General features: G+C 35.2%; 15 protein-coding genes. 9 read left to right on the top strand and 6 right to left on the bottom strand.

Translation table 11 applies throughout. From position 1 onward, the window contains the following. Positions 1-110: 110 nt before the first annotated feature. From FH508_RS21765 to FH508_RS21750, 4 genes are all read left to right on the top strand, one after another. On the top strand, positions 111-1,025 hold the full coding sequence (locus FH508_RS21765) for a DUF1002 domain-containing protein (protein WP_173479399.1): 915 nt from the start codon (positions 111-113) through the stop codon (positions 1,023-1,025). 180 nt (positions 1,026-1,205) lie between these two features. Further along, the gene (locus FH508_RS21760) at positions 1,206-1,487 is read left to right on the top strand and encodes a GNAT family N-acetyltransferase (protein ID WP_173479400.1); all 282 of its coding nucleotides are present in this window, start codon (positions 1,206-1,208) and stop codon (positions 1,485-1,487) included. Positions 1,488-1,812: 325 nt separating this feature from the next. After that, entirely contained in the window at positions 1,813-2,262 is a 450-nt protein-coding gene (locus FH508_RS21755) for a GNAT family N-acetyltransferase (protein WP_173479401.1), read from the top strand. A gap of 72 nt (positions 2,263-2,334) precedes the next feature. After that, positions 2,335-2,646, top strand: a complete 312-nt coding sequence (locus FH508_RS21750) for a hypothetical protein (protein ID WP_173479402.1) — start codon at positions 2,335-2,337, stop codon at positions 2,644-2,646. A 124-nt stretch (positions 2,647-2,770) separates the two neighbouring features. Here FH508_RS21750 and FH508_RS21745 read toward each other — a convergent pair whose 3' ends face one another. The 3 genes from FH508_RS21745 to FH508_RS21735 all read right to left on the bottom strand — a co-directional run bounded on the left by FH508_RS21745 (position 2,771) and on the right by FH508_RS21735 (position 6,490). Continuing rightward, positions 2,771-3,922, bottom strand: a complete 1,152-nt coding sequence (locus tag FH508_RS21745) for an MFS transporter (RefSeq protein WP_173479403.1) — start codon at positions 3,920-3,922, stop codon at positions 2,771-2,773. Between the two features lie 106 nt (positions 3,923-4,028). Beyond that, on the bottom strand, positions 4,029-5,549 hold the full coding sequence (locus FH508_RS21740) for a succinyl-CoA:acetate CoA-transferase ScpC (RefSeq protein WP_173479404.1): 1,521 nt from the start codon (positions 5,547-5,549) through the stop codon (positions 4,029-4,031). A 290-nt stretch (positions 5,550-5,839) separates the two neighbouring features. Then, the gene (locus FH508_RS21735; protein WP_173479405.1) at positions 5,840-6,490 is read right to left on the bottom strand and encodes a LytTR family DNA-binding domain-containing protein; all 651 of its coding nucleotides are present in this window, start codon (positions 6,488-6,490) and stop codon (positions 5,840-5,842) included. A 505-nt stretch (positions 6,491-6,995) separates the two neighbouring features. On the opposite strand from FH508_RS21735, the gene FH508_RS21730 reads away from it, so the two are divergent. The 4 genes from FH508_RS21730 to FH508_RS21715 all read left to right on the top strand — a co-directional run bounded on the left by FH508_RS21730 (position 6,996) and on the right by FH508_RS21715 (position 10,086). After that, positions 6,996-7,790 (top strand): helix-turn-helix transcriptional regulator, encoded by a 795-nt coding sequence (locus FH508_RS21730; RefSeq protein WP_173479406.1) that lies wholly within the window; start codon positions 6,996-6,998, stop codon positions 7,788-7,790. A 225-nt stretch (positions 7,791-8,015) separates the two neighbouring features. Beyond that, complete coding sequence (gene yidC, locus FH508_RS21725; protein ID WP_173479407.1) at positions 8,016-8,777, top strand: membrane protein insertase YidC; 762 nt, start codon at positions 8,016-8,018, stop codon at positions 8,775-8,777. A gap of 56 nt (positions 8,778-8,833) precedes the next feature. Next, the gene (locus FH508_RS21720) at positions 8,834-9,082 is read left to right on the top strand and encodes a hypothetical protein (protein ID WP_173479408.1); all 249 of its coding nucleotides are present in this window, start codon (positions 8,834-8,836) and stop codon (positions 9,080-9,082) included. A gap of 233 nt (positions 9,083-9,315) precedes the next feature. Continuing rightward, the gene (locus tag FH508_RS21715) at positions 9,316-10,086 is read left to right on the top strand and encodes a M15 family metallopeptidase (RefSeq protein ID WP_173479409.1); all 771 of its coding nucleotides are present in this window, start codon (positions 9,316-9,318) and stop codon (positions 10,084-10,086) included. Between the two features lie 466 nt (positions 10,087-10,552). On the opposite strand, the gene cls is transcribed toward FH508_RS21715, so the two are convergent. The 3 genes from cls to FH508_RS21695 all read right to left on the bottom strand — a co-directional run bounded on the left by cls (position 10,553) and on the right by FH508_RS21695 (position 14,349). Next, the gene (gene cls, locus FH508_RS21705; RefSeq protein ID WP_228134195.1) at positions 10,553-12,010 is read right to left on the bottom strand and encodes a cardiolipin synthase; all 1,458 of its coding nucleotides are present in this window, start codon (positions 12,008-12,010) and stop codon (positions 10,553-10,555) included. Between the two features lie 283 nt (positions 12,011-12,293). Beyond that, complete coding sequence (locus tag FH508_RS21700) at positions 12,294-13,091, bottom strand: YwqG family protein (RefSeq protein WP_228134194.1); 798 nt, start codon at positions 13,089-13,091, stop codon at positions 12,294-12,296. Between the two features lie 97 nt (positions 13,092-13,188). Beyond that, the gene (locus FH508_RS21695) at positions 13,189-14,349 is read right to left on the bottom strand and encodes an MFS transporter (RefSeq protein ID WP_228134193.1); all 1,161 of its coding nucleotides are present in this window, start codon (positions 14,347-14,349) and stop codon (positions 13,189-13,191) included. Positions 14,350-14,826: 477 nt separating this feature from the next. Here FH508_RS21695 and FH508_RS21690 point away from each other — a divergent pair, with 477 nt between their 5' ends. Next, the gene (locus tag FH508_RS21690) at positions 14,827-14,964 is read left to right on the top strand and encodes an Lmo0850 family protein (RefSeq protein WP_004232019.1); all 138 of its coding nucleotides are present in this window, start codon (positions 14,827-14,829) and stop codon (positions 14,962-14,964) included. Positions 14,965-14,997: the final 33 nt, after the last annotated feature.

Raw genomic sequence — 14,997 nt, 5'->3', positions numbered from 1 at the left:
AATGACGAGAGCCATGCCTGAAACCTTCTCGTCATTTTTTCGTACTAATAATTGTATAGTGACATACATTATACAGGCTATATGATTTCTAGCGAAAGGGGTCACACAATTTGAAAAAAACATGGGGGAAAATACTAGTAGCTACGATGCTAGTGTTTGGTGTGCTGGCACCGTCAACAGGATTTGCAGCAGACAATACGCCGCCGAAAGCAATTGATGAAAAATTAGGTGTACCAATTGTCGTATATGGCGCAAACCTATCTGAGACCGAAAAAGAATCTGTAAAAAAATCGTTAAAAGTAAATGAAGATCCTGAAGTTGAGGAAATAACAGTATCAGGGAATGACTTAGCTAAATACATTAAAGATAGTAATGCAAGCTCACGTATGTATTCTTCTGCGAAAATTACGCGTAAGGATGCTGGAAAAGGCTTAGTTATCGAAATTGTCACACCATCAAATATTACACAAGTAACTTCTGAAATGTATGCAAATGCAATGTTGACAGCGGGTATTGAGGATGCAACAGTTCAAGTGGCAGCTCCAAAGCCTGTAACAGGTCACTCTGCGCTTGTAGGTATATATAAAGCCTATGAGGTAACAACAGGCGAAACGTTAGATATAGACCGTACAGACGTTGCCAATGAAGAACTGTCCGTAGCAACTAAACTAGCAGATTCTGCTGGCGTTGATGATGCAAAGGTTGCGGAATTACTTACAGAAATTAAAAAACAAATTGCTGAAGTAAAGCCTGAAACACGTGAAGATGTTGAAAAAATTGTACAAGAGCAGTTAGAAAAACTAGAAGTGAATTTGAGTGAAAAAGATCGTCAGTTATTAGTGGACTTAATGGACAAAATTAGTAAACTAGATATTGATTTTAGTAAATGGTCAGAACAACTAAATGATATTAGTAATACATTGCAAGAGAAGTTTGGAGCATTGATGGAAGACGAAGGTTTCTGGACGAGTGTGAAAAATTTCTTTGCAAATTTAAAAGATACAATTTCAACATGGTTTAATTAAATGAAAGCGTGCTTTGCCATTAGGTAGAGTGCTTCAGACTGTAGATAAAGTCATATGTCCTTGGCTTATCTGCAGTCTTTTTTAGTATAAACGGTAGGATGGATGACAATAAAAACGTATCTACTATTTTTGTAAAAATGCAAATAGCTATGGTACTATGAAAAAAAGGAGTGGTGAGAAATGGAATTCCAATTACAAAATGAAACGGAAAACAAACTAGCATTTGTTTATAAGCAGGATGGGGAACAGATAGCGGAAATTACGTGGAAACAGGAAGGTCAAGTAATGGTCATGGATCACACCTACGTTTCAGACAAGCTTCGTGGTCAAGGGGTAGCTAAAAAATTATTGGATCGTGCAGCAGATTATGCTCGTGAAAATAATTATAAAATGGTAGCTGTTTGTTCATATGTAGTCGCAGCATTTGAAAAATCGGATGCTTATAACGATGTAAAACAATAAAAATAAAGCAATCTGCGATTTAGCTCTTAGCTATAATGCGGATTGCTTTTTAGGTTGAATAAAGAAATTTTTCATTACACATATTAAAAGAATAGGACACTGTAAATAAGTACTGTTAAGAAGCCTGCGCCTCCAACTAATGAAGCCATATCTACCCAATCATATACTAAATCTAAATCTTTCATAAAAACATCCTCCTATCGATTGTATTATTGTATTATTTCCCTCATATTGTCAGTGTTAATCATATATAAGTACAAAATAATAAAGAATTACGAAAAAGATTAGAATTATGTGATAATAACGAGTAGGAGAGTGATGGCGAATGTCTTGGAAAATTCAGACGTACGATGAATTAACGACGGAAGAACTGTATAAAATTATTCAGCTACGAGTAAATGTTTTTATTGTTGAGCAACAAACATGTTATGAGGATTTAGATAACCATGATCAAAACTCTATACATATATCATATGTTGAAAATGGAAAATTATGCGCATATTCGCGTATATTGCCCCCTGGTGAAAAATTTAAAATGGCCTCGATTGGGCGAGTTATTACGAGCCAGGAAATGCGTGGGACAGGACTAGGGAAAGAAATGATTCAATTCGCATTAGATATAATCGAACAGCGATGGCCAGGTTCGGCGGTATTTATACAGGCACAGGAATATTTAAAAAAATTTTATGGTTCCTTTGGCTTTGAACAAGTCTCAGAGCCTTATATTTACGACAGCTTGCCACATTTAGATATGCTCTATCAAGGAAAAAAATAATGTTTAGTCCTCACAGAATAGGGAAAAGCTATAGTACAAGGCTAGTTTCTATATTTTTAGGAGGGATTTATTATGGCAAAGCGTAAAGGAACAGGTGTTGTGCTTGCTGGATTAGCAGGATTTGCAGCATCTTATTTAAGTAAAAAAGAGAATCGTGATAAAGCATGTGAAATGTTCAACAATGCAAAGTCCAAACTTGAATCTTTTCTGAATACATCAAATGTTAATATGGATGATCGAATTGCGGAACGTGTCACTTCTGAAGTAGCAACGGAAGCAGGGACAGCGCCAACAAAGTTAGCGTCAAACGAAATGGTTTCCGAAGGCGGAGGACATACAGGCGTTCATTTCTACAATGAAGAAATCCAAGAAAAAGAAAAATAAAAAAACAAACCTTCTCATTTAGCTATGAGAAGGTTTGTTGAGTTTTGTATTGGTGTCAGGCACTCGAATAATTCTGAAAATTAACGGATAATACTGTATTAGCCGCAAGCGAAGTGGTTTTTTCTTAGAGCGGCTTATGGAAAAGTCCTTGTTTATTTGGAATAAGGGTAACACCAGCGAAAGTGATTAACACAATTCCTGTGAAAATAAATCCGCTGACTACACCGAGTGATAACCATCCGAGTAATGAGGAGCCTAGTACCACTCCTAATGAGAAAAAGGCATAAAAATATCCGTATGCTTTCCCACGGATTTCAACAGTCGTAGAATCAATTAATAATGAATTTACAGACGGGAACAACAAACCGAAACCAATGCCGTAACAAGCCATTGCTATGTAAAGTAACATACTCGAATCAGCCTGACTGATCAATATTTGACTTAAGCCCATTAAAGCAATGCCAAGCGATAATGTTTTAACTGGGGCAACTTTATCGAAAATGCGGTTACTCGGTAAAATAAATACTAGTACAGCAACAATACCAAAAGCACTCATTAATGTACCGCTTAAGCGTGAATCAAAACCTAAAGATTGAACTTTTAAAGGTAATAAATAGGCAATGACTCCTTGAGAAAACATTAAAAAGAATGCGCCTGAGAAAGCCTTTAATGTTCCTGCATTATTAAAAAATACACTAATAGGGATATAGGTACTAGAAGAAGACTTTTCTTTTTTAACTTTATTCGAATTGAGTAAAAAGAAAGAAAGGATTCCTAACAATAGCATACAACTTGCCGTAATATTAAAGACAAAAGGCACACTAGTACGGCTTGCTAAGATACCACTAAAAGCTGGCCCGATTATGGCTGCAATACCTACAAATGCTCCAGAAATAGCACTGCCTTTGCCGCGTTTCTCTTGCTCAGTAGCATTAGCTAAAAATGTGAAAGCAGCAGGAACGATAAAACCAGCAACTAGTCCATGAATAAAGCGGACTATTAAAAGGGCAAGTGGTGCTTCGACTAAATTATATAATGTTAGCGAAAGCCCTGTTGTTAGAAGGCCGATAATTAAAATGATAAAAGGTCCTTTACGATCGGTTAAAAAGCCAGAAATAATATTCCCGAACGTATTGGAAAGAGAATACATACCAACAGCAAGTCCAGTTAAAAAGGCAGAAGCACCTAAAGATTCTGCATATGTACTCATTACAGGCAGCTGAGTAAATAGGTCAAAAAATGAAAAGAATATAATCAAATAGATAAATTTTTTCATAACTCCTCCACTACAAATTACGACATAGTGGGTTTATTATACCATTTTCGACAAAAAAAGAATGCCTAATAAGTTGAACTTATTAGACATTCTAAAATTGATAAAATTAAGCTTTAGCAATTTCTTTTTTCATTGTTTTGTTTTTCGCAAGGTTTACATGCCAAGAAAGAGCCTCTTCTAAAATGTGAGGAGTTTGTTGGTTACCAGTTGCTTCGATAGCGCGGTTGTAGTAATCCCATAATTGTTCTTTGTAATCTGGGTGTGCACAGTTTTCAATAATTAAAGGTACACGTTCTTTTGGTGCTAAACCACGTAAGTCAGCAATACCTTGCTCAGTGATAATTACATCTACATCATGCTCAGTGTGGTCTACGTGAGAAACCATCGGTACGATTGAAGAAATCGCTCCACCTTTTGCATATGATTTAGTTACGAAAATACCAAGACGTGCATTACGTGCAAAGTCTCCAGAACCACCGATACCATTCATCATACGAGTTCCTGATACGTGTGTTGAGTTTACGTTGCCGTAGATATCTAACTCAAGAGCAGTGTTGATTGAAATTAATCCCAAACGACGGATAAGCTCTGGGTGGTTAGAAATTTCTTGTGGACGTAAGCAAATTTTATCAGCATATTTTTCTAAATTGCCGTATACTTTTTGCTGTAATTCTTCAGTAAGCGTAATTGAAGTAGCAGCTGCGAATTTAACTTTACCAGCATCGATTAAGTTAAATACAGCATCTTGAAGTACTTCTGATGCAACAACTAAATCTTCAAATTCAGAATCTGCAAAGCCATCAAGTACAGCATTTGCTACTGAACCTACACCAGATTGTAATGGCATTAATTGTTTTGTTAAACGACCCGCTTTAATTTCATCGCGGAAGAAGTCTAATAGAATGTTAGCCATTGTTTGTGTTTCTTCATCTGGTGGTACGATTAATGAAGGAGCATCGGGCTCTTCAGAAATAACAATCGCTTTAATTTTAGCTGGATCAACTTTGATACCGATTTCACCAATGCGTTGCATAGCATCTGTCATTGGAATAGCTTCACGATTACCTTGTTCTCCAGGTACATAAATATCATGAATACCAATTAAAGCTTCTGGATGAGAAATGTTTAACTCGATAATAATGTTTTCTGCGTATTGTGCAAAGATTGGTGAGTTACCAACAGAGTTTGTTGGGATAATATAACCATCTTCAGTAATAGCAACTGCTTCAAGAATTAAATATTTAATTGGTCCAATAATTCCTTGACGTACTAACTCAGCATTATGAGAAAGGTGAGCGTCTACATATAGGACATCACCAGAGTTAATTAAGTTACGGATACCCGAATCTCCTTGGAATGGTCCGCGTTTACGAATTGCACCAGCTTCAGCTAAGTATTTATCTACTTCTGGCCCTAATGATGCACCTGTGTATACATCAATTTTAAATTCTTCATTTTTTGCACGCTCAACTAATGCCATTGGAACAACTTTTGCATCCCCAGCACGAGTAAAACCACTCATACCAACTACATCACCGTTAGAAATAAGTGCTGCTGCTGCTTCAGCAGAAACAATTTTACTTTCAAGTTCTTTTAAACCTAGGCGTTTTTGAATATTTGCATCCATAAAAAAATCCTCCCCTAAATCATTTTGATGGAAACCGATTACAAAACTAGAAAAAACCTGTATGAATTTTCTGTTTATTTAGTTGTAGTATGACTCCAACCATTTGATTAATACTATCACCAATTTGTCACAAAAACTTTATAATTAGCATTAAATTAAGTAAACAAAGAAAAAACGAGCGGAAGGCTGATTTTTCGACAGAGAAAACGTTTTATTGTAGAGCTGAGGTTTCGAAACGAAAAAAGTACAGCAAGCTATCCTAAAAGAGGAGCTTGCTGTACTAGAGCATATTAGAAGCCTAATGAACGACGGAAATAACTTGCGTAGCGTTGACTAACAGGGATACGCGTACCATCTTTCATTATTAATAAGAACGTTGAGTGTGAATCTGGCTGAATTTCATCAATGTAATCAATGTTTACAATATAAGAACGGTGACATCTAATAAATGAGTCAGGTGCTAAAAATAGCTCAAGATCACTTAAATTTAAACGGTGATAGCCTTCACGCCCCATTGTTTTAACAAATGTTTTACGAAGCTGTGTTTCAAGATAAATGACTTGATCATGCTTAATTGGATACCAACAATCATCGATTTTAATCGTGATATAGTTTGTTAAAAATGCAGATGGTTTTTGCGGGAAGATAGCTGTGATAGCACCTTTTGTCTCGCCTTCTTCCATTAAAGGAATACTCATACCATAGTAAGCAACACCAAATACATCAGGTTCAATATACGTGCTGATTTTTTGATTATAGCTTAAAGCCTTATGTGCAGCTGAACCTTCTTTAATAGGGTCACCTGGCTTAATTTTTAAATCAACCTTTTTGCTCGGTTGGTAGTACAAGTATTCATTTGTATCGGAAATTGCAATTGAAGTATTCTCAGGGAAAAACTCCTTAATAATCTCCATGATTTCTTCTATTTGTTTTGGATCCACTATTAGCACCTCGTTTTAACTTTTAAAAATAGTATTATCATCTATTTTACTACATATTCGTATAAATTATATAGAGAAGATTTCGGAATAAAATAGAGATATGTCGATTGCTAAAATAAAAAGCGGAATAAATGCTTACATAAAATTCAATATGGAGTAATTAATTACTAATTAATTTTATTATGTATATGGTAAAATTTAAATGTCTATTAATAAGTTTACAAGGTTTCAACTATCTTTATATGATAAATAAGAACTAGAACGATGTGCAAAATGTGGTTGAAAGGAAATCGCAGAATATGGTAAAATTCACTGTAAAGTATATTTTTTTTTAATACTGGTGTTTAAGTTGGGTTATTTTTAAGCTATATTCAATATATAATTGTGTAATAGGACTCAATTCATATGATAAATAAGTAAATACTTTTTTCTTATTTTGAAATTGCAATTCGATGTCAAATATTGTAATGTAATTCGTGCACTCTGAGGAAAGATGGGGAAGATTATGCAACTACATCAACATTCTATGTCCGAAACGATATCAAAAAGATACTTCCAAGAAATCGATAATATTAACCAATATGTCGGTGTAGAAGAATTTTTTAATATTGAGTCAAAGTTAATATTTGAAATTTATCATTTAGAATCTGCGAAGGCAAAAAAATCTTTGCATGAATTAATTGATATTCTTTCTATACGTTTTGGCAAGCAAGTTATTAAAATTGTGAGAGGTTACTTTTCTGTATTAGCGTCGATTGTTGCTCGTAAATTACTAGACAATCAAGTACCTTCAAAGAAAGCCTTCGCTTTTAATATTGCTTGTAATGATATGATTGAAAATCAAATGAAAGACGCTGAATTTTTGCAATTTGCTGATGATTTAATCGATTTCTTTGTTTATTTTATCGCAGATAGAAAACAACCGACTTTCCGTCATCAGACAGTCAACAAAGTGATTATGTATATAAATGATGAGTTAGAAAATGATTTAACAGTCGAAAGTATCGCGAATAACTTCCATATTAGTACTAGTCACTTATCACGTATTTTTAGAGAACATGTGGGCATAACATTGGTTGAATATTTAAATGTTCGTCGAGTAGAAGAATCACAATATTACTTACGACATACAAATAAAAGCATTACGTCAATCTCAGACCAATTCCATTTTTGTAATCAGAGCTATTTTACACGTATTTTTAAAAAATACACAGGTGTAACACCAAAGCATTTCCGTGATGAGCTACACCATGAGTTTTATCGTTTTGAAATGAACGAGACTGAGATGCAAAACGTATAAATCTAATTTGGACATTAAATGACTGGCGCTAACTATATGAACATACTATAAGATGCGATCGTATTAGCGATGCTAAAGCGTGCATCTTTTTTATGTAGCCGATTGCCATTGTTCCAAGTTTGCGATAACACGTATAAGAATTGATAAGTAGCGCTTGCTATTTGATAAAGGTAGTCTTTATAAGGTATACTTCACATTAGTTGAAAAATAATAGTAGGTGGAAAAATGAAAAATTTGAAGCTATTATCAATGCTTGGTCTTGTTGTTTTTGTATTAAGCGGCTGTCAAGCAGTTGAGAACAAAGAAGGCTTTTTCTATAGTGTTTTTGTAAAACCTATGGAATTTTTACTGGAGTTTTTCGGGAATGATATTTTTTCAGGTAGCTATGGTTTAGCGATTATCGCCATTACGGTCCTTATCCGCTTAGTCTTAATGCCAATTATGTTGAAAAATTATCGTCAGCAACAATTAATGAAATCGAAAATGGATGCCTTCAAACCAGAAATGGAAGCCGTTCAGAAAAAAATGAAGGAAGCAAAGACAAAAGAAGAACAAATGCAATACCAGCAAGAAATGATGGCTTTGTATCAAAAGCATGGTGTCAATCCGTTGAATATGGGTTGTTTACCAATGTTAATTCAAATGCCAATCATTATGGGTCTTTACTTTTCAATTTTATATTCTGCCGATGTGAAGTCACATGAGTTTTTATGGTTTAGCTTAGGTTCACCAGACATTGTTATGACAATTATTGCAGGGATTGTTTATTTAGTACAAGCACGTGTATCTTTATGGACTGTACCAGAGCAACAAAAAAAGCAAATGAAAATGTTTATTTACATTTCGCCAATTATGATTGTCTTTATTTCTATGTCCTCTATGGCAGCTCTACCTCTTTACTGGTCTGTCAGTGGTGCATTACTAATTCTTCAAACGTATATTGGTCGAAAATATTATTCGGAGCATCCCGAAAAAGCAAAATCATAAATGAAATTATGTCGAGGCGCTTGTGTAGCCTCGATTTTTTTTAGGAGGAAAACAGCATGAACACAAAATGGATTTCATCAATTCTTGTTGCAGTTTTTAGTATCGCAGCCATTGTATTTATCATTTTAGGTAACTTCAATTTTGCTGTACTAGCAATGACTATAATGTTTGCCATGTCAAATGGTTTCAGAGCAAAAAACTTTAAAGAGCAGGGATATATTAAAGAAGCTAAATGGATGAAGTATATGTCTATCTTTTTCTCTATAGCTTCAATCGTTGTTCTCATTATCATTTTTACAGAATAATAGGGGAAAAGCTTCACTAAAAAATATGAACAGTGATAAAATAAAAATATCATATTGAAATGTCTTGGCGAAGGTCACAGATTTTCAGAGTTTTTTTCAGCAGGCTCAATAAATCTGGACGCCATTAATGCCGAGGCGTACTGATTAAAGGTCTTAGGGTTGCGCAAACTCTCGATGAAACGACCTGTCTGGTAGTTAAGCAACCCTGTATCTGTACAAAAGGGGCAAAAAAAGTGAAAAAAAGTCGTTTACCACTTATTATTGGTGCTGTTATTTCTGTGGCATTAATTGTTTCTATTTTTGTAGTTGTAAACTATAAAAATAGCCAAGTAAATGTAGCATCTGACGAGGAACAACCAGCAGCACAAAAGGGCAAAGAAGATGAGCCAACAAAAGAACAACCAAAAACACCTGATAAAACATCTGAGCCTCAAGAGCAGCCAGATGAAAACGGCTATTACCCAAATCAAACGATACCAACAGAGCCTACTTATATTGATGGCGTTTTATTAGCAAATAAAAGATACCCACTACCATCAACATTTGCACCTGGTGAAAGTCCAGAGGCTCGTCAAGCGTTAAATACAATGATTGCAGAAGCGAAGCAACAAGGTTTTAACTTAGTAGCGTTTAGTGGATATCGTTCCTACGAGTATCAAACAACTTTGTATAATAACTATGTGAAGCGTGATGGTCAGGCTGCTGCAGACCGTTATAGTGCACGACCAGGTTTTTCAGAGCATCAAACAGGCTTAGCATTTGATATTGGTGAAGTTGGCAAAGATGATTTATGGCTGACTGAGGAGTTTGGAGAAACACCAGCTGGACAATGGCTATTTGATAATGCTGCACAATTCGGTTTCATTTTACGATTCCCACAAAACAAAGAAGAAATTACAGGGTATATGTATGAATCATGGCATTACCGTTACGTAGGGGTCGAAATTGCTAAAAAAATTAAAGAACAAAATCTTACTTTAGAAGAATATTTAGGCGTGAAATAAAAAACAAGAGAATCCTACCGTTGATTTACGCTAATGGTGGGCGCACTGTAAGTCGCAACCCTGGCGATGCACGGTTTTGATCCTTTTGTCTAGTTTCTTGGACTATAGCTTTAGTCGATGTTAAACCGACAAGTTGTTGTACTATCCTTATGAAAACAGGGGAGACGCAACCGTCGTAGCGGAAATCAACAACATAAAAAGTGTTAGATTGACTCCAGTCAATCTAACACTTTTTTCTTTTGTCTCGGCATCCAGGGAACATTATTAAGTAGCTACAATACTGGTGTTAACAAACGCGAAATAGATTCCTTGAACTTAATCATGTTCGATCGATTTTGATACATTTCCCACGTTAATTCCGTGCAATCTAAAATATCCTTTTCAAATAGCTCTGCTAATTGATGTGAAATCGTTGAATCATAAATATTTTCTTTTGTCTCGGCATCCAGGGAACATTATTAAGTAGCTACAATACTGGTGTTAACAAACGCGAAATAGATTCCTTGAACTTAATCATGTTCGATCGATTTTGATACATTTCCCACGTTAATTCCGTGCAATCTAAAATATCCTTTTCAAATAGCTCTGCTAATTGATGTGAAATCGTTGAATCATAAATAAATGCATTCACTTCGAAATTTAAACTGAAACTTCGTACATCAATATTGGCAGTTCCAACTGTAGACGCTTCATCGTCAATAATAATGGCTTTAGCATGAATAAATCCTTTTTCATAAATATAAACTTTTGCCCCAGCGCGCAGTAGCTGCCCCACATAAGAGTATGTAGCCCAATAAACAAACATATGATCCGGTTTATTTGGAATCATTATACGAACATCAATACCTGAAAGTGTAGCAATTTTAATGGCATCTAAAAAACTAACATCTGGAATAAAATAAGGAGTTTGAATATAAATATATCTTTTCGCCATATTAATAAGTTTTAAATAACCTATTTTAATTTGTTCCCACTCAGAGTCTGGACCGCTTGAAACGATTTGTAAGCCTACATCACCTTTTTTCGGAATCGCTGGGAAGTAGCGATCTGAATAGCCCATTTTTTGCTGTGCACAAGCTTGATTCCAATCTAGCAAAAAGCGTGTTTGTAGCGGATGGACGGCACTACCTTCAATGCGTAAATGAGTATCTCTCCAATAGCCAAATTTCTTTTGGAGTCCAAGATATTCATCTCCTACATTAAAGCCACCAATATAACCAATACGACCATCAATAACTACGATTTTACGGTGATTTCTAAAATTTAGACGTGGATTGAGTAGTGGGAATATGGAGGGGAAGAACACTTCAACCTCACCGCCCGCTGCAAGAAGTTCCTTGAAATGTCTTCTTTTAACATTGCGGGAGCCCATTTCATCATACAAGAGCCTCACTTTTACCCCTTGTTTTGCCTTTTTGATCATTGCGTCGACAAGACGCGTACCTAAATTATCTAAACGAAAGATATAATATTGAATGTGGATATGGTCTTTTGCTGCTTCAATATCTCTTATTAGCTGTTCAAACTTGTCCGCACCATCATCAAAAATAGCAATATGGTTGTCTTGTGTTAGTACGGCATTATTCGTTTTTAAATGCATGTAAATCATCTCTTTATAATTTTCAGCATTTTCAATGCGAAACTCGAATGTATCCTCTCGAATCGTATCAATTTGGTAGCTAATCAGGTTATCTATCCCAATATCTTTGCGTCCTTCCCACCGAAACAAATGCTTCTTCCGCAGTTGCCTGCCGACTAGTAAATATAAAATAAATCCAACTAATGGCAAGAAAAATAGGACAAGAATCCATGCCCATGTAGAAGTGGCATCTTTACGTTCTAAAAAAATAATGGTCATCGCTGATAAGATGTTAAAGATTAATACTAAAGGTACTAGATATTCTACATCTGTAAAAATGCTCATTCCTGCACCCCTCTACTATATTTCATATAATACTTAGTATAGCCTACTTTTCAGGTGGAAAGAAAGAAGAGTCCGCTATTTGTTGTTACCATAGAAAAGATTACCCCAAAATATGAAGAGGTAATCCATAGCACTTCTATAAATTGATGAAAAAACAATGCTAGAGTCTTGTCAGGACAGCGAGCACTATAACGAACAAAGCGGCAAGCCTTCATGTCGTATGGCTTGCCGATTATGTTTCTGTCGATAAGCCGCTTCAAAAGAGAAGGGGACTCTCACTAGCTTAGGAATAATATTCCCATTGAAATAATATATCCGAAAAATCTTGTTGTAGCAGTTTTTCACGATTAATAAAAAACTTCCCTACGCCACTATCTGCCCACATAATACCGAACTCATCATTAGAATCAATCTGTAGTAAAAGGATATCATAGCGTTGTAAGAGCTGTGACGTATGTCGAATGTCCTCATCTAAAAAATATGCATAACCACCTATTTTTGCTCCTGCACCTAAAAAATGCTGTAAATATATTTCGTGCAAATTAACATCATAATTTAGAGTAGCTATTAGGCTAGGTAAATGATGCACAGCTCGATAATCTAACGCAGAAACAGGTTCTAACGTGGAGTGGAATTGTAATGCTAACTCCTCATTAATAGGAAACCAATTATTTGAGGAATGTGATTGGTGATGGTGTGTTGTCATAGTAATGTTGGATTCTACTGTCGGGTAAAATCGTACCTTATAAAACTGTTGAAAAATATCTTCTTTATAATACGCTGCATTGGCAAAAATATTAGATGATATAAAAAATTGCAAAATCCCTTGTGTAGGAAAACCTTGTATTTGCGGTACTTCTGCAAAATTTATTTGAGCTAATAAACGCATAGATTCACCAGTAATGTCTTTTGGAAGTGTTTGATAATATGGTAAATAAGGTTCACCGGCAAATTTACTTTCTGTTAATGAAGTTGTTCGTTTAGCTGGCGAAATAATAATCGCTGGAAGCAGCGAACTTTCAATTTCAGAACGTAATGGGTAGAGCTCTTTAGGTAGTGACAAATTTATCGTTTTGTTCATGCGGTGTCCTCCGAGTTTACACTTTCAAACATCAATGCCTTTAACAAATAAAATTAAAAACGTCTGTTATTATAAGATACGACATTTTGTAAGTAAATTATTCAAAGCGTAAAGTTTTATTTGATGCTCGATAAATAAACATCAAACTAATTGAGATAATGGCGATTGCAGCAGCGATGTAGTAACCAAGATTCGATTCCACTGTAAATAACCACGTGAAAAATAGAGGACCGAGAATACGTCCTAAATTGTCCATAGAATAAGAAAGGCCTGCTGCTGTTCCGTATTGGCCACCTGATTCTTTGGAGGACAGTGACACAACGCAAGTTCTTGCAAGGGCATTTCCAGCTGTAAATACACAAAGTGCAAATCCTACCATCAATAGATTGCCCGTTAAAGTAAATAAAAGCATACCGATTGCAGTAACGATTTGAGCTCCGATAAGCCATGACGTTTCCGAACCATTTTTAATACGACGAACAACGCCTCCTTGTATGGCAGCATCTACAAAGCCACTAAACATAAATAAATAGCCAATTTGCAATGGTGTGATCTGAATACGATCAATTTGGAAAAGCTGGAATGTTGCTTCTACTCCTGCGAGCATAAAAGTTACTAAAAATGAAAACATAAATAAATAACGAACACGGTATTGCAGCATTTTGCCAACACCTTTTGGTACAATTGCTCGTTTTGTTACATCTTTTCGTTTTTCTGGTTCTTTTAAGACGAAAATTGCATAAATAAATAATAGCGCAATTAAAACTGCTGATGCGATGAATGGTAATTGCAAGCTATAATGACCTAGCATGCCGCCAATTGCAGGACCAAAGATAAAACCTAGACCGATGGACATGCCCATGAAACCCATGTATTTATTACGATCTTCCTCGCTCGACATGTCACCGATAAATCCTGTTACCGCTGTATAGAGTGCACCTGAGAATAAGCCACCAACTATTCGTGATACGTATAACATCGTTAAATTATCAATAAAAATTGAAAAAATGATAAAGCTGAGACTGAATCCAACCAATCCCGTCAAAATAAGTTGCTTACGTCCGACTTTATCGGATAGCTTTCCCCAAAGTGGTGCAGTAAAAAAACTTGCAAGTGAATATACTGTCAGTAAACCGCCTACATGAATGTTTTGCCAGTCGTGTTGCACGATGACTTCAGGTAAGACTGGAATAATAATTCCGAAGCCTAAGTAGACGAGAAATTGTACTGACATTAAGAGTAAAATTGGTTTTATCATTTAATTTCCTGCTTTCTTACAATATTTCAGTATGTATATTCTACCTCTCTTGTTCTTGCTAATACAAGGAAACGGAGGAAAAGCATTTTTGTTAGCTAATGTAAAAAAGTTTTTTTAGTCTTTTTTATTTCGCTTAGCGGTTATTCCACAATAAATATTCCTTCTTCTATACCCTCCTTTGGTAGAGGTTTTAACTGGTCCCAACTATCCATATTGAATGAAAAAAATAATGAGGAAATATGAATAGAACCTATGAGATGTGCAAAGAATATAGTTAAATCAAATCAGTTTTTTTTTTGCCGTACAAAATGGTCATTAAACATAATTTACATTGTAACAAAATTGAAAAATATTAAAGACGAGTTAAATGGTATGATAGATATAAATAGACTTGTCTGACATCTATAACATAGAATATTGAAACTTTTTTGGAAATAAAACGTTATATAAAATCGAGGAAAGATTGAGGTGGAATGTATGACGAAGGAAGTAGATTTGAAAAAGATTGTTTCGAATTTATCGAAGTTGGGTGTGACTGCCACTGTAACGAAGTCTCGACTTGAACTTTTAAAAGTGCTCACACCACCAACGCAAACTCCGCAAGTTCAAGCTTAACTCGTTTTACAAAAAAAGAATGGATCGTCTTTT

The organism is Lysinibacillus sp. CD3-6 (assembly GCF_006351725.2).
Taxonomy (GTDB): domain Bacteria; phylum Bacillota; class Bacilli; order Bacillales_A; family Planococcaceae; genus Lysinibacillus.
Note: the sequence above shows the minus strand (reverse complement) of the source record. Positions and strands in the feature narration are given on the sequence as shown.

What these genes read in the sequence shown, in the direction of transcription:
- yidC (WP_173479407.1), top strand. Translation starts at nt 8,016, where the DNA reads ATGAAAAATTTGAAGCTATTATCAATGCTTGGTCTTGTTGTTTTTGTA.
- FH508_RS21755 (WP_173479401.1), top strand. Translation starts at nt 1,813, where the DNA reads ATGTCTTGGAAAATTCAGACGTACGATGAATTAACGACGGAAGAACTG.
- FH508_RS21690 (WP_004232019.1), top strand. Translation starts at nt 14,827, where the DNA reads ATGACGAAGGAAGTAGATTTGAAAAAGATTGTTTCGAATTTATCGAAG.
- FH508_RS21730 (WP_173479406.1), top strand. Translation starts at nt 6,996, where the DNA reads ATGCAACTACATCAACATTCTATGTCCGAAACGATATCAAAAAGATAC.
- FH508_RS21700 (WP_228134194.1), bottom strand. Translation starts at nt 13,091, where the DNA reads ATGAACAAAACGATAAATTTGTCACTACCTAAAGAGCTCTACCCATTA.
- FH508_RS21760 (WP_173479400.1), top strand. Translation starts at nt 1,206, where the DNA reads ATGGAATTCCAATTACAAAATGAAACGGAAAACAAACTAGCATTTGTT.
- FH508_RS21720 (WP_173479408.1), top strand. Translation starts at nt 8,834, where the DNA reads ATGAACACAAAATGGATTTCATCAATTCTTGTTGCAGTTTTTAGTATC.
- FH508_RS21695 (WP_228134193.1), bottom strand. Translation starts at nt 14,349, where the DNA reads ATGATAAAACCAATTTTACTCTTAATGTCAGTACAATTTCTCGTCTAC.
- FH508_RS21750 (WP_173479402.1), top strand. Translation starts at nt 2,335, where the DNA reads ATGGCAAAGCGTAAAGGAACAGGTGTTGTGCTTGCTGGATTAGCAGGA.
- FH508_RS21740 (WP_173479404.1), bottom strand. Translation starts at nt 5,549, where the DNA reads ATGGATGCAAATATTCAAAAACGCCTAGGTTTAAAAGAACTTGAAAGT.
- FH508_RS21745 (WP_173479403.1), bottom strand. Translation starts at nt 3,922, where the DNA reads ATGAAAAAATTTATCTATTTGATTATATTCTTTTCATTTTTTGACCTA.
- cls (WP_228134195.1), bottom strand. Translation starts at nt 12,010, where the DNA reads ATGAGCATTTTTACAGATGTAGAATATCTAGTACCTTTAGTATTAATC.